Raw genomic sequence first — 19,698 nt, forward strand, 5'->3', positions numbered from 1 at the left:
CCGGTGAGGCCACCATGGTGTCGGGGGTACCCCGGCAACGCCATGTGAACCTGGCCACTGAGCGGGCGGAAGGCACACTTCACTCTTCCGGCGCGGGCCGGTCCGGCCGGGACCGGACCTCGGTCCTCGTGTCCTCGTCCATGCGGCGCCGGTCCTGTTCGCTCCACTTCCGGGTGTCGCGCGGCTGGGTGTACGGCTCCGTCTCCGGCGGATGGCCCCCGGCGATCGCCCGCTGACGGACCGCCTCGGCGTCGAACTCCAGGCCCAGCAGGATGGCCAGGTTGCTGATCCACAGCCAGACCAGGAAGACGACCACGCCGGCCATCGTGCCGTAGGTCTTGTTGTACGAGGCGAAGTTGGCGACGTAGAACGCAAAGCCCGCGGAGGCGGCCAGCCAGATCAGCAGGGCCAGCAGGCTGCCCGGGGTGATCCATCGGAAGCCCTTGACCTTGGCGTTGGGGCTGGCCCAGTACAGGATCGCGATCATGATCGTGACCAGGACGACCAGGACGGGCCACTTGGCGATCGACCACACCGTCAGCGCGGTGTCCCCGATGCCCAGCGCGGTACCGGCCTGCCGGGCGATGCCGCCGGTGAAGACCACGATCAGCGCGCTCGCCACGGCCAGTACCGTCAGCACGGCGGTCAGACCGAGCCGGACGGGCAGGATCTTCCACACCGGCCGTCCCTCGGGGATGTCGTAGACGGCGTTGGAGGCCCGGATGAACGCAGCCACGTAGCCGGAGGCCGACCACAGCGCCAGCACGAGGCCGACGAGGGCCATGACGGATCCGGTGCCCGCGTTCCCCTGCAACTGCTCCACCGCCCGGGTGATGATGTCGCGGGCCGAGCCGGGGGCGAGCTGCCGGAGGTTGTCCAGCACCTTGTCCGTCGTCGACTCCCCGGCCAGGCCCAGCAGGGACACCAGCACCAGCAGGGCCGGGAACAGCGAGAGCACGCCGTAGTACGTCAGGGCGGCCGCGCGGTCGGCGAGCTCGTCGTCCTTGAACTCCCGCAGGCTCCCCTTGAGCACGGCGCCCCACGAGGTGCGGGGCAGGTCCGACGGGGTGTCCGGGGCCCGCTCCTCCACCTGTTCGTCGGGGCCGTACCGCTCCGGCTCCTCGCCGGTCTCGCGGGGCTTTCCGAGGCGCGTCATGGCCTCCGAGTAGCCCGCCGGGCGGCGCCTACGCGTCGGTGGTCGCGTTCCGTGCGCGAGCCGGGCCGCGCGCGGACGCGGCGCGCAGCCGCCGGCCGCGGCGGGTCAAGCCCCAGGGCTTGAGGAGGGAGATCGCCGTCATGAAGACGTAGGCGGTCAGGGACACGACCGGCCCGAACAGCACCTCCCCGGCGTCGGGCAGCGGCCCGCCGGCCGCGGTCGCGGCGACCGCCTCGTTCACGCCCGGGCGCAGGGCGAAGGCCGTGGCGGCGGTCGTGGCCAGGGTCAGCCAGAACTTCGTGTACACCCACCGGTGCCGGGCCAGCCCCCACGCCGTGCCGAGGGCCAGTACCAGACCGCTGAGCAGTGTCAGCGCGGCGACCGGCAGCAGCAGCCAGTCGGCGAACAGCTTCATGGCCCGTACGGAGGCCTCGGTGGCCGCCGGGGACGCGGTGGTGGCCGCGGTGATCCCCAGCGCGAGCAGCCCGAGGCTGAGCCCGAGCCAGCTCGCGGAGGCGACGACATGAACGACGACGAGAACCCGGCGCGCGGGTCGGCTGAGATTCACCCGACCCACGCTCCAGGACGGCGCCCGTCACGGCGTCTGACGGCGGGAGTAACCCCGTGTACGCGCCAGGGCGTACGGCGGGCTATCCGGCCTGCTTCCTGATCCGGCGCAGCAGCACGATGCCGGAGAGGAAGAGTACGGCTCCGGCGGCGGCCGGCCACAGGGTGGCGCCGGTGTCGGCGAGACCGCCACCGACGGTCTGGGGCTCGGTGCCGTCGGTGCCGTCGGTGTCGTCGGCGGGAGCGGTGGACGGGGTCGCGGCAGCGGCGGGCGTCTCCTCGGCCGGGGTCGATCCGGGTGTGCGGGTGCCGGTGCCGGTCGGGGACGGGCTGGTGTAGGCCTTGGGCTGCTCGACGGCCGCCTCGGACTCGGACGCGGCGGGCTGCGCGGGGTCTTCGTCCGCGGGCGCGGGCTTCTGGGGCTTTCCGGCCTGCTGGCCGCCGTCCGTCGGCGCGGGCTTCTGGGGCTTCCCGGGCTGCTGGTTGCCGTCCGCGGGCGCCGGCTGCTGGGTCTCCTCGCCGGAGCCGCCGGAGCCCTCGCCGGAGCCCTCGCCGGTGTCCCCGCCGGATCCCTCACCGGTGTCGCCACCGGTGTCCCCACCGCCGTCACCGCCGTCACCGCCGGTGTTGCCGCCGTCGCCGCCATTGTCGCCGCCGGTGTCCCCGCCTCCCGGGCCCTCGCCCGGTGCCGCACCCGCGTCGCACTGCCGGCCCTCGTTGATGCAGTCGACCATCTCCCGCATCAGGTCCTCGTCGAAGACGTTGATGAAGTCCCCGTGGTCCGTGACCGGCTTGTGCAACTGCTCGGGGAAGGAGTCGACGGCGAAGAACGGGATGGTCCGGCCGCCGTCGGCCACGCTCGGCGCGTCGACGTCGTAGACGATCCGCTGCACCAGCTGCGGGATGGCCCGGAAGCCGGCCGGGCAGGAGCCGTCGGCGGCGGCGAATGCCACGTGGGTGCGGTGGTTGGCGCTGTCGATGTTCCGGCCGTCCCAGCAGCTCTGGAACCGGAAGGTGCGCACCACGTCGCTGCCCTCGGGGCACAGCGGATACTTGTCCTTCAGCTGCCGGTCCTCGAAGCCGGTGCAGCTCCAGGAGGCGTTGGCGTTGGCCGTGCCGTTGACGAACGCCTTGGCGTCGCCGGTGATGATGCGCAGCAGCCGGGGCATGGCCGTGACCTCGCCCCGCGGGCTGCCCTCGAAGGTCAGCGTGACCTGCGCGGGCGTGACGATCTCGCCGGTGTTGCCCTCGATGCCGCCGCCGGGGGCGTCCGCGTCCCGCTCCTGGGTGCCGTTCTGCAGCCGCAGGACGGGCCAGTAGTACGAGGACTTGTCGCCCGGGTTCTCGCAGCTGGTGTCGGCCGCGGCCAGGTCCTCGTCACTGGCGAAGGCGTCGTTGGCCTGGTTGCCGATGTAGTCGTGGAAGTGGTGGGCGCCGTTGCTGACGCCGGGGGCGACGATGACGTTGTCGGAGTTGAACAGGCCGTTCTCGTTCACTCCGCAGCTGGTGACGAACGTGCCGCGGGAGGCGTCGCCCTGAAGGGGCGGACTTTGGACGTTCGGCTGCACGGCGGTGATGTCGGCGAAGTCCTCGGCGACGGGGCCGTTGCCCTGCTGCTGACCGTCACCGCCCTGTCCCTCCTGCGTCTGTTGCCCCTCGGGGACGGCGAGTTCGCAGGCGGCGAGGGCTTCGAGCCCCTCGGGACGCTCGCCGCCGCGCCCGAGGGCGAGGACGATGCGCTCGATGGTCGCGGTCCGCTTCTCCTCCAGCGGCTTCATGACGGCGGCCTCGGCGAAGCCGTCGTCCTGCAGCTCCTGCGGTGTCGCCGCCCGCAGCCGCTGGTAGGCCTCCGCGATCTGCTGGTCCAGCGCGGCGAGTTCCGTGTCGACCTCGGCCTTCGCCACCTCGGGCACCTCGGTCAGCTCGGCGCCGACGTCGGGGCATCCGATGGTGGTGCCGTCGCTCAGCGGTGTCTGCTGGACCGGCTCCGCGTCCCCCTCGGTGGCCGAGGCGTACACGTTCGCCGCCACCAGGCCGGAGCCGCCCAGGATCAGGGCGACCGCTGCGAAGGTCGCGCGTCGTGGGCCGGTCGGGCGCCTGCGCGTATTGCGTCTCAAGGCAGTACTCCTACGGTCATCGGGGCGGGCGAGCATGGAAATCCCCCGCCCCCATACGGACCGCGGACGCGAAGTGTTCAACCGCCCCGAGGATTCATACGAATCTCTCAGGGAACGCGCGCACCGGCTGTGACGTCCCGTCAGGCCAGGTCCGCCCACGGCGCGGGCGGCGACTGGGCGAAGAAGCGCAGCAGCCCGAGCAGCCGGCCGGCGGGCGGGGCCGTCCAGGGGCGCTCGCCCGGCCTCGGTACCGCATCGGGCAGGCGGCCGAGGGCCCAGACGAGGTGGTGCCACAGGACACGGCCCTCCCAGGAGCCGCCGTCCGGCGGGGTGGGCTCGCCGGACTCCTGGCGGTAGCCGTCGAGGAGCGCGGGGACCCCCGACAGGGGGATCTTGGCGAACTCGGTGGCGGGGTCGGCCCATTGGGCGTCACCCCAGTCCACGATGCCGGTGAGGGTGGCGGGGTGCGGCGTGGCCATCAGGTTCTGCGGGGCGAGGTCGCCGTGCACCAGGACCTGGGCCGGTTCGGCGGGCAGGTGGGCGCGGAGGCGGTCGAACCAGTCGGTGAGCCAGCTCGCTGCCTCCGGGTCGAGCCAGCCCTCCGTCAGCAGACCGGTGACCAGGGCGCGCGGGTCCGGTCCCGCGCCGTCCTCGGGCAGGGTCGACAGACCGTGCCGCGTGGCCGGATCCAGCCGGTGCAGCCGGTGCAGCCGGTGCAGTCGGTGCAGCCGGGCCAGCTCCCGTCCCGTTTCGCGGTAGACGCGCCGCGCCTCCTCGGCGGGCGGCCGGAGGCGGGCGAGGTCGGTTCCCGGCACGCGGGTGAGCACCATGTAGGGCACGTCGGCGGTCGTGCCGCTGTCGTCGAAGGTACGGATGTCGGGGGCGCGTACGCCGGCGCGCCGGGCGGCGAGGACGACCACGGCCTCTTTGGCCAGGTCGGCCAGGAAACTCCGGGTCCGGGGAATCCGTAGGACCAGCTCGTCCCCGAGGAGGAAGACGCGGTTGGCGACGCCGGAGGGGGCGGGTCGCAGTTCTCGCACGTCAACGGCGTGCCGGGCGGCGATCGCGGCCAGGTCGGCGCGGCTGGGGACGTACTCGCCATGGCCGGCATGATCCCACGGGCCGACGGGACGGAGGCACGGATCGGATCCTCCCGGGTGCGGTCCCCGCCCCTCGTGGCGCATTCTTGCTGTGTTGCCCGCGGGACGGCGCAGCGACGGCGCACGGACGAGGTAGGGCCGATGACGAGCAGCGCCGAGGACGCGCAGCGGACGCCGGAGCGGTCGGCGGAGGCGCTGATCGATGCCTCGCACGAGGCGATCAGGGCGGCCGGCGCGCACGCGGCGGGGGTCTACCTGCGCTCCCGCACGCCCGGACTGCTGCGGCTCTCGGTGCTCGCGGGGCTGCCCGGGCCGTTGTTCCGGCCCTGGTGGCGGCTGCACGTGGACCGGCCGTTCCCGGTCGCCGACGCCCACCGGCTGGGCGTGGAGGTGGTGCTGGCGAACGCGACGGAGACGATGCGCCGCTATCCGCAGTTCGCGGCGGGGCTGCCGTTCCAGTTCGGTTCGCTGTACGTGCCGGTGACGGGGGCGTCGACCGCGTACGGGGTGCTGACCGTGCTGCGGCCGTCCGCCGCGGACGCCACCGAGCTGCTCGCCGAGCGGGAGCGCCTGGCGCGGCTGGCCGAGGAGCTGGGGGCGCGGCTGGCGGACCTGGAGGACGCGGCGGGGCCGTCGCAGGTGTGGTGGGACGACGAGCCGCTGAGCGTCCGGCCGCCCGGACTGCGGCCGTCGGCGGGGCGGGCGGGCTGCTTCTCCTGGGACCCGGTGACGGGGTCGGTGACCTTGGACGAGCGGGTGCGGGCGGTGGTGGGAGCGGATGCCGAGGGCGGCGGCCTCACCGTCGAGGAGTTGGCCGAGGCCGTGGCGACGAGTGACGGACGGCTGCTGCTGACCGCGCTGCGGGAGACGGCCGTGGGCCGGCCGCCGCCGCTGCCGCTGTGCCTGCGCGGTGTGGACGGTCTGCTGCGGTTCGTCGACCTGTGGGCGCCGTATCACGGTGTGCGCGAGGACGTGGGCGGGCGGACGGTGCGCGGTGTCCTGCTCGATCCGGGCCCGGCAGCGGCGGCCGGGGCGGCGGCGGACCTGCTGCCGGACGGGGTGTTCGCCCTGGACCGGCTGGGGCTCGTCGTCTACGCCAATCCGCGCGCCGCGCAGTTGCTGGAGCGGCCGCGGTCGGAGCTGCTCGGCCGGCCCCTGTGGGAGGCGGTGCCGTGGCTGGACCAGGCCGCCTGCGAGGACCATCTGCGCGGGGCGCTGCTGTCGCCGGAGCCGGTGCACTTCCACGTCGGCCGGCCGGCCGCGCCGGGCTCGCCGGCGTACGACGGGGACTGGCTCGGCCTGTCGCTGCACCCGGGGCCGGACCTGCTGACCTGCACGGTGCGTCCCGCCCATCACGCGTCCCGCGCGCCGGCCGACGTCCCGGCGGCGGACACCGCCGCCGATGCGGTGGCGGGGACGGCCGCGGGGCCCTCGATGGCCCCGTTGTACCGGCCGATCGTCCTCGCCATCGCCCTGACCGAGGCGGTCACCGCCCGGCAGGTGTCCGCGGTGGTCATGCGGGAACTGCTGCCCGCGTTCGGCGGCCGTCGGCTGGCGATCTACCTGTTGCAGGAGCGGCATCTGTACCTGGCCTGGGAGACCGGGTTCCCGCCGGGGTTCCTCGCGCCCTTCGAGGGGGTGGGTCTCGACGCGCGGCTGCCCGGCGTGGAGACGCTGACCACCGGCCGCCCGCTGTTCTTCGACTCGATGCAGCAGCTCGTGGACGCCTATCCCGGCATCGCGCTGGACGCCACGGAGGGGGCCCGCGCGTTCCTGCCGCTGATCGCCTCGGGGCGTCCGGTCGGCTCCTGCATCCTGGGCTTCGACCGGCCCCGCAGCTTCAGCACCGAGGAGCGGACGGTGCTCACCGCGCTGGCCGGACTGATCGCGCACGCGATGGAGAAGGCGCAGCGCTACGAGAGCGAGGCGGCGCTCGCCCGCGGGCTGCAGCAGGCCCTGCTGCCCCGCCGGCTGTCGGTGCACCCGCTGGTGGAGACCACCGGGCGGTACCTGCCGGGCACCCAGGGCATGGAGGTCGGCGGCGACTGGTACGACGTCGTCACCTCCGGTGACGGCCTGGCGCTGGTCATCGGTGACGTCCAGGGGCACGGAGTGCAGGCGGCGGCCACGATGGGGCAGCTGCGCAGTGCCGTGCGGGCCTTCGCGCTCGACGACCGGCCCCCGGACGAGGTGCTGAGCGGCACCAACCGGCTGCTCATCGACCTGGACTGCGGGCAGTTCGCGAGCTGCTGCTACATCCGGCTGGATCCGGTCACGGGCCTGGCCCGGGCGGCCCGGGCCGGGCATCCGCCGCCGCTGCTGCGCCGCCCGGACGGCCGTACGCACGCCCTGGACCTGCTGGGCGGCGTCGTCCTCGGGGTCGACCCGCAGGAGCGGTACCCGGTCACGGAGCTGAGGCTGGAGCCCGGGGCGGTGCTGGCGCTGTACACGGACGGCCTGGTCGAGCGGCCCGGCGCCGACATCGACGACGGCATCGGGGCACTGCGGGTGGCGCTGGCCCGGGCCGGGGTTCCGCTCGGGCGGCCCGGCGGTCGCGCGCTGACCGGGGTCGCCGACCGGCTCACCGCGACGGCCCGGCACACCGCCGACCGGCCGGACGACATCGCGCTGCTGCTCGCCACCCGCCGGTCCGCTCCGCGGCCCGGATCACGGCCCTGAGCGGGCCGTTCCGGGTGTGCGCCGGAGTGACGCCCCTCGCCTCGCGAGGTCCGGCAGTGTAGACATGAGCTCATGGTCCGTCTCTCGGGTCGATCCGGGACCCGGTCGCACCGCCGTCCCGGTGGTCCCGCACAGCGTGCGGCCGATCGCGCCCGCGCGGTGCGTGCGGGGCGCGGGGCGGGTGCCGCACGCACCAAGGGCCATCGGCGGCACGCGGCCCTGAGCGGGCGCAGCGTGGCCGGGCAGGTGTTCGTCCTGCAGGTGGTGATCGTGCTGCTGCTGGTGGTGGCCGCGGTGGTGGCGCTGGTGCTCCAGGGGCGCTACGACAGCACGCAGGAGGCCCGCAACCGCTCGGTCGCGGTCGCCGAGTCCTTCGCCAACGCCCCGGGTACGGTGGCGGCGTTCCGCGCGGCCGATCCGTCCGCCGTCTTCCAGCCGCGCGCGGAGGCGGCCCGTGAGGCGACGGACGTGGACTTCATCGTCGTCATGAACACCGACGGGATCCGCTACAGCCATCCCAAGCCGGACCGCATCGGCAAGAAGTTCGTCGGCACCATCGAACCCGCCCTGCGCGGGGAGGTGGTGACCGAGGAGATCACCGGCACGATCGGCCCGCTGGTGCAGGCCGTGGTCCCGGTCAAGGACGCGGACGGCACGGTGGTGGGCCTGGTGTCGGCCGGGCTGACCACGGCGACCGTCGGCGGCAACGCCTCGCGGCAGTTGCCACTCGTCCTCGTCGCGGCCGCGGCGGCGCTCGCGCTGGCCACCGCGGGCACGGCCCTGGTCAGCAGGCGGTTGCTGCGCCAGACGCACGGTCTGGGGCCGCACGAGATGACCCGGATGTACGAGCACCACGACGCGGTGCTGCACGCCGTGCGCGAGGGCGTGATCATCGTCGGTGACGAGGGCCGGCTGCTGCTCGCCAACGACGAGGCGCACCGGCTGCTGGATCTGCCCGCGGACGCCGAGGGGCTCGCGGTGCGGGAGCTGGGGCTGGCCCAGGACACCGCGGAGTTGCTGGAATCGGGCCGGGTCGCCACGGACGAGGTGCACCTGGTCAAGGACCGGCTGCTGGCGGTGAACCAGCGGCCGACGAATCTGCGCGGCGGCCCGTCCGGCAGTGTGGCCACCCTCCGTGACTCCACCGAGCTGCGGGCGCTGTCCGGGCGGGCCGAGGCCGCGCGGGAGCGGCTGAACCTGCTCTACGAGGCCGGGGTCGGCATCGGCACCAGCCTGGACGTGACGCGCACCGCCGAGGAGCTGGCCGAGCTGGCCGCCCCCAGGTTCGCGGACTTCGTCACCGTAGACCTGTTCGAGGCCGTGCTGCGGGGCGGGCAGCCGGAGCAGACGGTGACGCCTCTCCGGCGTACGGCGTTCAACGGGATCCGTAAGGACGCGCCGCTGTATCCGCCGGGTGAGCAGATCGCGTTCGTGGCGTCGTCGCCGCAGGGCCGGTGTCTGAGCAGCGGGCAGCCGGTGCTGGAGCCGCGGCTGGCCGAGGCGCCGGGGTGGCAGGCCCAGGACCTGGAACGGTCGGCGCAGGTCGTGGAGTTCGGGATCCACTCGCTGATCGCGGTGCCGCTGCGGGCCGGGTCGCTGGTGCTGGGGGTGGTGAGTTTCTGGCGCTCGCAGAAGCCGGAGCCGTTCGACGCCGAGGAGTTGGAGCTGGCGGAGGAGCTGGTCGCGCGGGCGGCGGTGTCCATCGACAACGCGCGCCGCTACACGCGTGAGCACAGCATGGCGGTGACGCTGCAGCGCAGTCTGCTGCCGCGCAGCCTGCCGGAGCAGAACGCGCTGGAGATCGCCTACCGGTATCTGCCCGCGCAGGCCGGTGTGGGCGGTGACTGGTTCGACGTGCTGCCGCTGTCGAGCACGCGGGTCGCCCTGGTGGTCGGTGATGTCGTCGGGCACGGGCTGCACGCGGCGGCCACGATGGGGCGGCTGCGGACGGCGGTGCACAACTTCTCCGCCCTGGATCTGCCGCCCGAGGAACTCCTCGCGCTGCTGGACGAGTTGGTCGCCCGGATCGACCAGGACGAGACGGTCGAGGACGGCCTGGCGCCGGTGACCGGCGCGACCTGCCTGTACGCGATCTACGACCCGGTCTCCCGGCGCTGCACGGTGGCCCGGGCCGGTCATCCGCCGCCGGCCCTGATCCGGCCGGACGGCACCGTCGACTTCCCCGACGTGCCCGCCGGCCCCCCGCTCGGGCTCGGCGGCCTGCCGTTCGAGACGGCCGAGCTGGAACTGGCCGAGGGCAGCCGGCTCGTGCTGTACACGGACGGTCTCGTCGAGGACCGTGAGCGGGACATCGACGAGGGTCTGGAGCTGCTGCGGGCCGCCCTCGCGCAGGCGGGCCCGTCCCCGGAGGAGACCTGCCGGACGGTCCTGGACGCGCGGCTTCCGGACCGGCCGGGCGACGACGTCGCGCTGCTGGTCGCCCGCACGCGCGCGCTGCCCGTCGATGACACCGCCGAGTGGCAGGTGCCGTCCGACCCGGCGGCGGTCGCCGAGGCGCGCGCCTCGGTCAGCCGGCAGCTGGCCGAATGGGGCCTGGACGAGCTGGCGTTCACCACGGAGCTCATCCTGAGCGAACTGGTCACCAACGCCATCCGCTACGGCGGCGAACCGATCCGCGTCCGCCTCCTGCGCGACCGCGCGCTGATCTGCGAGGTCTACGACAGCTCCAGCACCTCACCGCACCTGCGGTACGCGGCCATGACGGACGAGGGCGGGCGCGGCCTGTTCCTGGTCGCCCAGCTCGCCGAACGCTGGGGCACCCGCTACACGCCCGCGGGCAAGGTCATCTGGGCGGAGCAGGCGCTGCCCCGGGAGTGACACTCGGCCCGCCTCGGCGGCCGGGGCCTCGGCCCGTCGGCGGGTCATCCGCCGGGTCCCGATCCGCCGGTCCCGGCCGGGGCGAGGCGTTGGGCGGGGCGCGCGGTCGTGGCCGGTGCGGCCGGGGCGAGGCGTTCGGCAGAGCGCCCGGTCGTCGCCGGTCCCGGCCGACGCAAGGCATTCGGCGCGGCGCCCGATCGTCGCCGGCCCCGGCCGGGCAAAGCGTTCGCCAGAGCACCCGATCATCGCCCGCCCCAGCCAAGGCAAAGCCTTCGCCACAGCGCCCGATCGCCCCCGGCCCCAGCCGGGCAAAGCCTTCGCCACAGCGCCCGATCATCGCCGGCCCCAGCCAAGGCAAGGCCTTCGGCGGAGCGCCCGGTCGTGGACGGTGCAGCCGGGGCGGGCCGGGGCGCCGTCGGCCTCGTCGGCCGGGTCGTGGACGGTGTACGCATGCGACGCCGGTGGGACGGAGGGCCTGTTCGGTGCGGGCGCGGGCGGCCCGGGCGGTCACGCCCCGGCCGGTGGCGGCGGGGTACGGCGGCGATCTCGGCTCCGCCGGGCGGGCCCTCGGCGCGCCGGTACCGTCCACCCGGGCCCTCACCGCGCCGGTACCGTCCACCCGGGCCCTCGCCGCGCCGGTACCGTCCGCGCGAGCCGACGCCCGCCCCGTCCAGCCCGATCGTGCAGGCGCGGTCGGTGCCGGACGCCCAGCGCGGTGACGGGCCGGTGCTGCTCCGGTCCGGGCGCCGTCGCAGGGCGATCACATGCGGTCATCGCTGTGGGCAACGGGCTTGCGCGGCAGGCGGATTGCGCTCCATGGGGCCATCCATAAGGCATTCCTCCACTACCCATAAAACAAGCTTATGAGCTCATAGATCGGACCCGCGTACCGGGTTAGGGTTGCCTTAACTTAGGCTTCCCGTCGAGTTGCTTGTCATCGCTCGAAGGGAACTGATCATGCCCCGCCCCCTGCGGGTAGCCATCGTCGGAGCCGGCCCCGCCGGGATCTACGCCGCCGACGCGCTGCTCAAGTCCGATGCTGCCGCCGAGCCCGGTGTCTCCATCGACATCTTCGAGCGCATGCCGGCTCCGTTCGGACTGATCCGTTACGGCGTCGCCCCCGACCACCCGCGGATCAAGGGCATCATCACCGCCCTGCACCAGGTGCTGGACAAGCCGCAGGTCCGCCTCTTCGGCAACGTCGACTACGGCACCGACGTCCACCTGGACGACCTGCGCGCCTTCTACGACGCGGTGATCTTCTCGACCGGCGCCATGGCCGACCGCGAGCTGCGGATCCCCGGCGTCGAGCTCGACGGCTCCTACGGTGCCGCCGACTTCGCGTCCTGGTACGACGGCCACCCGGACGTGCCGCGCACCTGGCCGCTGGAGGCGGAGAAGGTCGCCGTCCTGGGCGTGGGCAACGTGGCGCTCGACATCTCCCGGATCCTCGCCAAGACGGCGGACGAGCTGCTGCCGACCGAGATACCGCCGAACGTCTACGAGGGCCTGAAGGCGAACAAGGCCGTCGAGATCCACGTCTTCGGCCGCCGCGGCCCGGCGCAGGCGAAGTTCAGCCCGATGGAGCTGCGCGAGCTGGACCACTCCCCCACCATCGAGGTCATCGTCAACCCCGAGGACATCGACTACGACGAGGGCTCGATCGCCGACCGCCGGGGCAACAAGCAGACCGACATGGTCGCCAAGACCCTGGAGAACTGGGCGATCCGCGACATCGGCGACCGCCCGCACAAGCTCTACCTGCACTTCTTCGAGTCCCCGGTGGAGATCCTCGGCGAGGACGGCAAGGTCGTCGGCCTGCGCACCGAGCGCACGGAGCTGGACGGCACCGGCAACGTCAAGGGCACCGGCCGGTTCACCGACTGGGACGTCGACGCGGTCTACCGCGCGGTCGGCTACCTCTCCGACAAGCTGCCCAAGCTGCCCTGGGACATCGACTCGGGCACGGTCCCGGACCAGGGCGGCCGGGTCATGCAGGAGTCCGGCGAGCACCTGCAGTCGACGTACGTCACCGGCTGGATCCGGCGCGGTCCGGTGGGCCTGATCGGGCACACCAAGGGCGACGCCAACGAGACGGTCGCCAACCTGCTGGACGACTTCGCGAACGAGCGTCTGCAGACGCCCGCCTCCCCCGAGCCCGAGGCCGTCGACGCGTTCCTCGCCGAGCGTGAGATCCGGTTCACCACCTGGGAGGGCTGGTACAAGCTGGACGCCGCGGAGAAGGCGCTGGGCGAGCCGGAGGGCCGCGAGCGCGTGAAGATCGTCGAGCGCGAGGACATGCTGCGGGCCAGCGGGGCCTGAGACACCGTGCACAGGAGGGCCCGGGGTGACCGCCCCGGGCCCTCCGGCATGGGGGGAACCGGTCGGGAAACGGACCCCAACTCGACACCGCCCCGCCCTACTTGATCGCCACCGTCACCGTGTACGCTCCCCTTCTTCACCAGACCTTCACATGAGGGGGGACTCTTCGATGCGCATACGCCTGGTCACCATGTCGGCCGTCGCCGCCGGCACCCTGGCGGTACTCACCGCCGTACCGGCGCAGGCCGCCGAGTACACGTCCGCGCTGAAGCTCAAGGGCATCCAGTACGACGCTCCCGGCCGCGACTCCAACAACTGCACCACCGGGAACACGCACCAGGAATACGTCACGATCAAGAACTACTCGTCCACCAAGACGGTCAACCTCAAGGGATACGTCGTCAAGGACGCCGCGGGGCACAAGTTCACGTTCCCCGCCAACCACTACCTGGAGCCCGGCGACTACGTGAAGCTGCGCGGCGGGCACGGTACGGACTCCGACGCGAAGAACGTGGTCTACCGCGACAACTGCAACTTCGTGTGGAACAACGACAAGGACACGGTCTTCCTGAAGAAGCCCTCGGGCGCCGGCGCGGACACGCACGCGTACACCAAGGGCGGCTCGGACCCGGACGGCAACGGGTACATCAAGTTCCACAGCTGAGCGAAGCCTCATTCCGTGTGCGCGGGGCCCGCCCCAATGCGGATGGCGGGCGGGCCCCGCGCACCGGCCATTGTCGTGACCGGCAGCGGGCCGGACCACGGGTGAACGCCACCCGGCGGGTGCGGGCCGGTCACACCCCGTGTGCGGACCCCGCGTGACACGTGGCGACCTGCGGCGTCGATACTGGGACGAGCCCTGTGCCCCCGTTCCCAGATGGACTCATGCCAAGCTCGCCGACCGTTAGCCCCACGACTCCGCCCACGGTGTGGCTGGCCCGGGGCCGCCATGCCGGATCGACCACCGGGGAGGTGGTGCGATGGCGTCTGCAACGGCTCAAGGACGACGGTGACATCGACGACTTCCACGAGCTTCCCGAAGCGGACTCGACCGGGGAGACGGTCTTCGAGGCCCGCTGGCGGGTCGACGAGGACGTCACGGTCCGGGCTCGGCTCACCCTCGCGTCCGACGCCGGCCCCGCCGGGCAGGACTGGCTGCTGGCGGCGGAGGCGGAACGCCCGTGGGATCCGCGCTGGCCCTCGCCCGCCGAGATGTTCTGGCCGCAGGAGCCGGACGCGGAATGGGACCACGACGCGGCGACCGGACTGCGGCTGCGCGACCTCAATCCCCTGCCCGAGGACGACAAGGACGTACGGCGCGTGCTCAGGGACGCCGCACGCGACCCCTGGAGCATCCATGTCCTCGTCCACGAGGCCATGACCACCGACCGGCGCGGCCGGGTGCCGCTCGCCGGAATGCTGCCCGCGAGCCTGCGGCACCGGGTGGTGGAACACCGCGCCGCCCCGCAGCAACTGCGCGTCGTGAACTGGGCGCTGCGGGACACCGGCGTCCAGGTGCCGCGCGGCGGGGCCGTGGTCCTGCCCGGCTCCCCGGCCCCGGCGGGCTACGACGAGGCCGACTTCTCCGTGCGCACCGTCTTCCTCGACGGCTCGGAGCCGACCGAGCTCATCCACGCCGTCACCCGCTTCGCCGCCCTGGAGAGGCCACTGCCGGAGGGCGCCGACGACGCGGTGACCGCGCTGCGCGAGCAGTGGCGCCTGCTGACCCTTGAGGAAGAACTCGCCCGCGAGCGCGCCCTGGTGGCGATGTACGCCGAGGCACTGGAGGCGATGACGAAGTCCCGCGACCTGTACCGGCAGGCGGCCGAGCAGGCCCACGAGGCCCTGGCCGCGTACCGCGAGGCCGCGGACGGGCCCGAGCCGCCACGGCCGGCCTCCGAAGCGTCGGCGGGCTCACCGCTGCGGCAACTGACCCGGACCTTCGGACGCCTGAAGGACTCCGCGCTCGGGCTGCGGCCCCGGCCCGAGACGGTCCCGCAGGACAGCTCGGGCGACTCCACCGAGTCGCCCGAGCAATCCACCAAGGCCGACTGACGCGATCGGACCGCCGCACGGCCGCACAGCACGGCCCGGGCGGCCCCGCCGGGGCCGGCCGAAGCGGTCAGTCCCTCGCGCGGACGGCCGCGGCCGTCTCCCGTGCCACTGCCGGCCTGCGGCCCTGCGCCGGTGCCGCCAGGTGGACGAGGAGTGCGGCCAGCGCCGCCAGGGCGGCGCATACGGCCGTCAGGCCCGCCGACCAGGTCGGGGCGAGGGTGAGATCCAGCGCGCGGGACAGGTCCGCCGAGGGCAGGCGGCCCTCGAACAACTGGGCGGCGGCCAGCGCGGCCGGTACCACGACCGCGGTCGCGAGTGCCGGCGTACTGATCCGCAGGGTCAGCAGCAGGGCCACGGCCAGGCAGGCCACCGACATGGCGAGGGTGAGTCCGTAGACGCGCAGGCCGGCCCCGTCCCGGTGCAGCGGGAAGTGGGCGATCGCGCAGACGACCAGGGCCGCGACGGCGATCCGGCCCGGCCAGGAGGGTGCCGCGGCCGGCGCGGTGCCGCGGCCGAGACTCCTGGGCGCCCGGCCCTCGTTGTCCGGCACCTCGGGCAGCGCCTCGGGTTCGGGTTCCGGTTCGGGTCCGCGTTCGGACGCCGGCGGACGCTCACGTTCCGCGTTCAGCCGCCGGATCAGTTCGACGAGTTCCTCGACCGGGCGGCCGGTGGCGGCCACGCGTGCCGCTTCCTGCCCGCAGTGGGGTTCCAGGGGGGCGCGGTGCAGCAGGTCCATCAGCCGCGTGACGTCGTCGAGGCAGCGGTGTTCGGCGGCGGCGCGGATCGTTTCGTCCGCGCTGTCGGCGGTGCGCGGCGGCCGGGTCAGCAGGGCGACCAGCTGCGTCACGTCCTCCACGGACCGGTCGACGCCGATGGCGCGGAGCGCTTCGAGCGTGGCCCGCGCGTGCTCGGGCGAACGCTCCAACAGCGTGATCAGATGGGCGACTTCCTCCACGGGCCGGTCGGCCACGGCGGCGTGCACGAGGGCGCCGACGGGGTCGCCCCGGACCGCTGAGGACTCCTCGGGGAGGGCGGACGGGTCGGCGGAGGGTATGGCGGCTTCGTTCGCACGGGGTGATGAAGAGCGGGTGGTCATTCCTCGGCTCCAGAGAAGGGTGCGCGGTCGTTCCTGCGCCCCCGAAGCGCGACACGCGACTGTACGGTGACCATTACTAGGCGTTGCCACCGCGTCCCGCCACCCGAGCGGGCCAACGGTATGAGGCCCGCATCGACGCGGAACGCGCCCTTCACATCGGTCCCACACACTGTTCTGACGAACGTTCGAATACGCCGTTTGCCCGACGCGGGCCATACAAGCCCCGGAGCAGGGAATCCGTCCGAAGAGGCGTGCCGCTCGGCACCGCGCGCACGCCGCGCGCACCTTCGAAGTGAGGAGAGTCGGTGGACTCGACCACAGCGGTGATCGTCCTGGCCGCGACCCTGGCGGCCGCCGCGCTGGCGGGCGCCGTCGTGGTGCTGGTTCGGCTGGTGCGGACCCGGCGCGGACTGCGGCGCGCCGGCCTGCCGACCGGGCCGCGCTGGGTGTTCTGGGGCGCCCTGCTGTACTTCGTGCTGCCGACCGACCTGGTACCCGATCCGGTGTATCTGGATGACATCGGTGTCCTGCTGCTCGCCCTGCGCACCATGCGCCGATCCGCCGACGGACGTGCCCGGACGACCGCGCCGAAGTCTCCGACCCCCTGATGACTACTCAGCGTGAGGAAACCAATCACCCGTTCGATTCGTATAAGTGAATGGAAGCCGAAGGAAGTCGGCGGACCGAGCGACGCCGCAAGGGGGCCTCGCTTGTTCGAAGCAGTACCGGCGAGGGAGAGACGATGCAACCGTTCGCGCTCAACTACGCACGTCCGGCGGTGCAGCCGGAGGTCACGGCCGCCTACGCGTACGACGCCGGGCGGCAGTTGAACGTGCTCCGCGACGGGCGGATCGCCGCGCGCGATCACGCCCTGCTGAGAGAGCTGGGGACAACGACGTCCACGGCGGGGTCGAAGACACACTTCGACGACTGAACGCGGACCGGCCAGGATGACGGTGCTGATTCTGACCAGCGAAGAGGATGTCACGGCGGACATGGTGGTCGTGCACCTCCACGCCTGTTCGGTGCCGGTGGTCCGGTTCGACCCGGCGGACCTGACCAACGGGGTGTCGCTGTCCGGCGAGTTCGTGCACGGCGCCTTTCGGGGGCATCTGTCGGCCGGGGGACGGCTGGTGAGCCTCGGGGGGCTGCGGTCGGTGTGGCTGCGCCGGCCGGGCACCCCCGCGGCGCGGGCGGCCGCGCCCTCCGCCTGGCTGGCGGAGGAGTCCTCCCAGGCGCTCTACGGCATGCTGCGCGGCTCGGGTGCCCGCTGGATGAACGATCCCGACGCCGCCCATCGCGCCCGTCACAAGCCCTGGCAGTTGCGGCTGGCGCAGAGCTGCTCGCTGCCGGTGCCCGCCACACTCATCACGACGTTCCCGCAGGCGGCCCGCGAGTTCGCCGAGCGCTACCCGGACCTGGTGGTCAAGCCGGTCTCCGGCGCCCATCCGCAGGACCCGCCCCGGGCCGTGCCGACCAGCAGGGTCTCCCCCGACGCGGACTTCTCCGCCGTCGCCTTCGGCCCCACCCTGCTGCAGCGGCACGTCACCAAGCGGGCCGACATCCGGCTCACCGTCGTGGGCGAGCGCCTGCTGGCCGCCCGCAGGCTCGCCGACCCCGACGAGGTGGACGTCCGCTTCTCCTCGACCGCCGCCGCCTGGCATCCCGCCGAGGTGCCGGCGCGGATCGCCGAGGGCGTGCGCGCCTACATGCGGCACGCCGGACTGGCCTACGGCGCCTTCGACTTCGCGGAGGACGCGGACGGCACCTGGTGGTTCCTGGAGTGCAACCAGTCGGGGCAGTTCGGCTTCGTCGAGGTGGACACCGGGCAGCCGATCGCGCGGACCATCGCCGAGTGGCTGTCCCGGCCCACCGTGCCGCGGCCGAGGCGGAGCAGCGGTGCCGACCGGGCCGTACCGTGACGGGTCAGTGCGGCGGGAGGCCCGGGGGCAGGGCGGAGCGCTGCCATCCGGTGCCGGGCGCCTGGGGACGTTCCGCGGGCGGGGCGCCGAAGGACTGCAGCGGCTGCATGACGAACTCCAGTTCCCTGCTGACGCGTTCGGCCTCCCTGCGCACCTGGGCGGGAATGTCGCCGCGTTCCGTGATGAGTCGGTCGTAAATGGGGGAATCCTGGAACACCCTGTCAACGCGCCTTTCATGTCCGGCCCAACACCATGGGCCCAACCGAGGAGTGTAGGCGCCCGAGCACACGGGGGTGCTAATTCCGGGATCGGGCTTGACGACGGCCGACCGGCCGGCCCGGGCCGTCCAGCGCCCGTGGCCGCGCCCGGCCGGACGGTCACGGGGGCGGTGACGGCAGCCCGGAACAGCGGGCGGACGCGGTGAAGGTGGCGAGCCGGACCGTCCCGGAGCGCCCGCCGGCCGGACCGGGGCCCTCTCCCTGCGCGGGCGGGACGCGAGCGTTCAGGATGCCGGCGGCGAAGCCGAGCAGGGGCACCGCGGTACCGTCACCGGGCGGGGCCACGGGTGTCCCGCCGCCGTCGGAGCGGGTCATGACGGGCCCGAGCGCCCCGGCCGGGGCGGCCGTCGCCCTGGACCCGTGTCCGCGCAGGAACCGGCGGGACGCGGTTGCTCCGCCGCGGACGCCGCGCGAACGTTCGTCACGCCCCTCGAACGGGAGGACGGCCGGGCGTGGTCCCTCGTGCGCCGGCACCCTCCGCTGCGGGGGCTGTGCGGGCCCGGTACCTGCTTGCGAAGGGTCCCCGGGAGCACTCCGTACGCCGGTCGTGACGGGTTTCGCCGCACGGCCGCCGGGACGGGTTGAGAAATCACCCGCGTCCCTTGGCGCCGTGTGCCGTTGGACAGGAGGCAAACCTTTCAGCACGGACGGTGTGACGCCCATGAACTGCTCCAGCCGCCTCCTCGGCGCCCTCTACATCGCCACCAGCGCCGGACTCGCCTGGACCGCGGTCCTCGAATACGAGTACGGGCCGATGTGGGCCGCGTGTCTCTTCGCCGCCGCGAGCCTCGTCCCGGTGATCGGGGTGGTGCGCGAGAGCGTGATCGGGGACCAGCACCGGGCGCTCGCCGAGTGGGAGGAACGGGCGCGCCGGGCGCCCGCGGAGGGGAACGCCGAGGACATCGTGCGCGCCGAGCTGACCGCCGCCTGCTGCGAACGCTGGTGGACGAGTCTCGGCTGCGACCACGACGCGACCTGCCGGCACCGGATCCCGCGCAGCAGCGCGGCCTGACGGACAGGCCACGCCGCCGGGCAGACGTCCGGGTCAGGTCCGGCGGCCGGGCCCGATGCGGTGCGGGGCCGCGTACGGCGGACAGCCGGTGTGCCACGACGAGCGTGGTGCGCCCGCGCAGCAGCCGGGCGAGCGCCTCCTGGACGACGGCCTCGGAGCGGGCGTCGAGCGCGGAGGTCGCCTCGTCCAGGATCAGCCCCCGAGGTCCCTCATCAGGGCACGCGCGATGGCCAGCCGCCGGCGCTGCCCGCCGGACAGGCGTGCGCCGCGCTCCCCCACGAGTGTCGATGATGTACGCGGCGATCAGCGGCAGCAGCGCTTTCCGCCCCTCCGGGCAGCTCCTACACCGCGTCCAGAGCGGCGATCTCGTCGGCGGTGAGCGTGAGGTCGGCCGCGGCGACCGAGTCGCGGACGGACTCCGGCCGGCTGGCGCCGGGGATCGGCACGACGACCGGCGACTTGGCCAGCATCCACGCCAGGCAGACGCGCTGCGGGCTCACCCCGTGGGCCTCGGCGACCCGGGCGAAGGGAGCGTGGGCCGAGCCCCAGCGTGACG

General features: G+C 73.6%; 16 protein-coding genes and 2 pseudogenes. 9 read left to right on the top strand and 9 right to left on the bottom strand.

Annotation, left to right across the window (positions count from 1 at the left end; translation table 11 throughout):
- Window positions 1-79: 79 nt before the first annotated feature.
- The 4 genes from ICC28_RS12480 to ICC28_RS12495 all read right to left on the bottom strand — a co-directional run bounded on the left by ICC28_RS12480 (window position 80) and on the right by ICC28_RS12495 (window position 4,880).
- Window positions 80-1,156: a YihY/virulence factor BrkB family protein gene (locus tag ICC28_RS12480; protein WP_188288562.1), complete on the bottom strand. Its 1,077-nt coding sequence runs from the start codon at window positions 1,154-1,156 to the stop codon at window positions 80-82.
- A 28-nt stretch (window positions 1,157-1,184) separates the two neighbouring features.
- Window positions 1,185-1,724, bottom strand: a complete 540-nt coding sequence (locus tag ICC28_RS12485) for a DUF2269 domain-containing protein (protein ID WP_188288563.1) — start codon at window positions 1,722-1,724, stop codon at window positions 1,185-1,187.
- An 82-nt stretch (window positions 1,725-1,806) separates the two neighbouring features.
- Window positions 1,807-3,840, bottom strand: coding sequence for a DUF1996 domain-containing protein (locus ICC28_RS12490; RefSeq protein ID WP_223188747.1), 2,034 nt, complete (start codon window positions 3,838-3,840; stop codon window positions 1,807-1,809).
- A gap of 140 nt (window positions 3,841-3,980) precedes the next feature.
- Complete coding sequence (locus ICC28_RS12495) at window positions 3,981-4,880, bottom strand: phosphotransferase family protein (RefSeq protein WP_188288565.1); 900 nt, start codon at window positions 4,878-4,880, stop codon at window positions 3,981-3,983.
- A gap of 201 nt (window positions 4,881-5,081) precedes the next feature.
- Between ICC28_RS12495 and ICC28_RS12500 the strand changes: the two genes are divergently transcribed.
- From ICC28_RS12500 to ICC28_RS12520, 5 genes are all read left to right on the top strand, one after another.
- On the top strand, window positions 5,082-7,619 hold the full coding sequence (locus ICC28_RS12500) for a SpoIIE family protein phosphatase (protein ID WP_188288566.1): 2,538 nt from the start codon (window positions 5,082-5,084) through the stop codon (window positions 7,617-7,619).
- A gap of 72 nt (window positions 7,620-7,691) precedes the next feature.
- Window positions 7,692-10,457, top strand: a complete 2,766-nt coding sequence (locus tag ICC28_RS12505; RefSeq protein WP_188288567.1) for a SpoIIE family protein phosphatase — start codon at window positions 7,692-7,694, stop codon at window positions 10,455-10,457.
- Between the two features lie 957 nt (window positions 10,458-11,414).
- Window positions 11,415-12,779, top strand: coding sequence for an FAD-dependent oxidoreductase (locus tag ICC28_RS12510; protein WP_188288568.1), 1,365 nt, complete (start codon window positions 11,415-11,417; stop codon window positions 12,777-12,779).
- Between the two features lie 169 nt (window positions 12,780-12,948).
- Complete coding sequence (locus tag ICC28_RS12515; protein WP_188288569.1) at window positions 12,949-13,443, top strand: lamin tail domain-containing protein; 495 nt, start codon at window positions 12,949-12,951, stop codon at window positions 13,441-13,443.
- A 221-nt stretch (window positions 13,444-13,664) separates the two neighbouring features.
- Window positions 13,665-14,834 carry a hypothetical protein gene (locus ICC28_RS12520; RefSeq protein ID WP_223188748.1) on the top strand — a complete coding sequence of 390 codons (1,170 nt, stop codon included), beginning with the start codon at window positions 13,665-13,667 and terminating at the stop codon, window positions 14,832-14,834.
- A gap of 67 nt (window positions 14,835-14,901) precedes the next feature.
- On the opposite strand, the gene ICC28_RS12525 is transcribed toward ICC28_RS12520, so the two are convergent.
- Window positions 14,902-15,930: a hypothetical protein gene (locus ICC28_RS12525; RefSeq protein WP_188288570.1), complete on the bottom strand. Its 1,029-nt coding sequence runs from the start codon at window positions 15,928-15,930 to the stop codon at window positions 14,902-14,904.
- 305 nt (window positions 15,931-16,235) lie between these two features.
- On the opposite strand from ICC28_RS12525, the gene ICC28_RS12530 reads away from it, so the two are divergent.
- The 3 genes from ICC28_RS12530 to tgmB all read left to right on the top strand — a co-directional run bounded on the left by ICC28_RS12530 (window position 16,236) and on the right by tgmB (window position 17,852).
- The gene (locus tag ICC28_RS12530; protein ID WP_188288571.1) at window positions 16,236-16,538 is read left to right on the top strand and encodes a YkvA family protein; all 303 of its coding nucleotides are present in this window, start codon (window positions 16,236-16,238) and stop codon (window positions 16,536-16,538) included.
- A 134-nt stretch (window positions 16,539-16,672) separates the two neighbouring features.
- On the top strand, window positions 16,673-16,864 hold the full coding sequence (gene tgmA / locus ICC28_RS12535; RefSeq protein ID WP_188288572.1) for a putative ATP-grasp-modified RiPP: 192 nt from the start codon (window positions 16,673-16,675) through the stop codon (window positions 16,862-16,864).
- A gap of 16 nt (window positions 16,865-16,880) precedes the next feature.
- On the top strand, window positions 16,881-17,852 hold the full coding sequence (tgmB, locus tag ICC28_RS12540; protein ID WP_188288573.1) for an ATP-grasp ribosomal peptide maturase: 972 nt from the start codon (window positions 16,881-16,883) through the stop codon (window positions 17,850-17,852).
- 4 nt (window positions 17,853-17,856) lie between these two features.
- Here tgmB and ICC28_RS12545 read toward each other — a convergent pair whose 3' ends face one another.
- Both ICC28_RS12545 and ICC28_RS12550 read right to left on the bottom strand, forming a co-directional pair.
- A complete protein-coding gene (locus ICC28_RS12545; protein ID WP_188288574.1) occupies window positions 17,857-18,069 on the bottom strand; it encodes a hypothetical protein in 213 nt (70 codons plus the stop codon).
- Between the two features lie 160 nt (window positions 18,070-18,229).
- Complete coding sequence (locus tag ICC28_RS12550; RefSeq protein ID WP_188288575.1) at window positions 18,230-18,445, bottom strand: hypothetical protein; 216 nt, start codon at window positions 18,443-18,445, stop codon at window positions 18,230-18,232.
- Window positions 18,446-18,791: 346 nt separating this feature from the next.
- On the opposite strand from ICC28_RS12550, the gene ICC28_RS12555 reads away from it, so the two are divergent.
- Window positions 18,792-19,142, top strand: coding sequence for a hypothetical protein (locus tag ICC28_RS12555; protein WP_188288576.1), 351 nt, complete (start codon window positions 18,792-18,794; stop codon window positions 19,140-19,142).
- Window positions 19,143-19,209: 67 nt separating this feature from the next.
- Here ICC28_RS12555 and ICC28_RS12560 read toward each other — a convergent pair.
- Window positions 19,210-19,442: pseudogene (locus ICC28_RS12560) on the bottom strand (ATP-binding cassette domain-containing protein); the annotation flags it as partial.
- A 41-nt stretch (window positions 19,443-19,483) separates the two neighbouring features.
- Window positions 19,484-19,693 (bottom strand): annotated as a pseudogene (locus tag ICC28_RS12565) (aldo/keto reductase); the annotation flags it as partial.
- Window positions 19,694-19,698 lie beyond the last annotated feature (5 nt).

The sequence above is a fragment of the Streptomyces sp. TRM68416 genome (assembly GCF_014596915.1).
Taxonomy (GTDB): Bacteria; Actinomycetota; Actinomycetes; order Streptomycetales; family Streptomycetaceae; genus Streptomyces.

Bases quoted from the DNA above. Each gene is read 5' to 3' on its own strand.
- ICC28_RS12480 (WP_188288562.1), bottom strand. From the start codon at position 1,156: ATGACGCGCCTCGGAAAGCCCCGCGAGACCGGCGAGGAGCCGGAGCGG.
- ICC28_RS12500 (WP_188288566.1), top strand. From the start codon at position 5,082: ATGACGAGCAGCGCCGAGGACGCGCAGCGGACGCCGGAGCGGTCGGCG.
- ICC28_RS12505 (WP_188288567.1), top strand. From the start codon at position 7,692: ATGGTCCGTCTCTCGGGTCGATCCGGGACCCGGTCGCACCGCCGTCCC.
- ICC28_RS12510 (WP_188288568.1), top strand. From the start codon at position 11,415: ATGCCCCGCCCCCTGCGGGTAGCCATCGTCGGAGCCGGCCCCGCCGGG.
- ICC28_RS12515 (WP_188288569.1), top strand. From the start codon at position 12,949: ATGCGCATACGCCTGGTCACCATGTCGGCCGTCGCCGCCGGCACCCTG.
- ICC28_RS12520 (WP_223188748.1), top strand. From the start codon at position 13,665: ATGCCAAGCTCGCCGACCGTTAGCCCCACGACTCCGCCCACGGTGTGG.
- ICC28_RS12525 (WP_188288570.1), bottom strand. From the start codon at position 15,930: ATGACCACCCGCTCTTCATCACCCCGTGCGAACGAAGCCGCCATACCC.
- tgmA (WP_188288572.1), top strand. From the start codon at position 16,673: ATGCAACCGTTCGCGCTCAACTACGCACGTCCGGCGGTGCAGCCGGAG.
- tgmB (WP_188288573.1), top strand. From the start codon at position 16,881: ATGACGGTGCTGATTCTGACCAGCGAAGAGGATGTCACGGCGGACATG.
- ICC28_RS12550 (WP_188288575.1), bottom strand. From the start codon at position 18,445: ATGACCCGCTCCGACGGCGGCGGGACACCCGTGGCCCCGCCCGGTGAC.
- ICC28_RS12555 (WP_188288576.1), top strand. From the start codon at position 18,792: ATGAACTGCTCCAGCCGCCTCCTCGGCGCCCTCTACATCGCCACCAGC.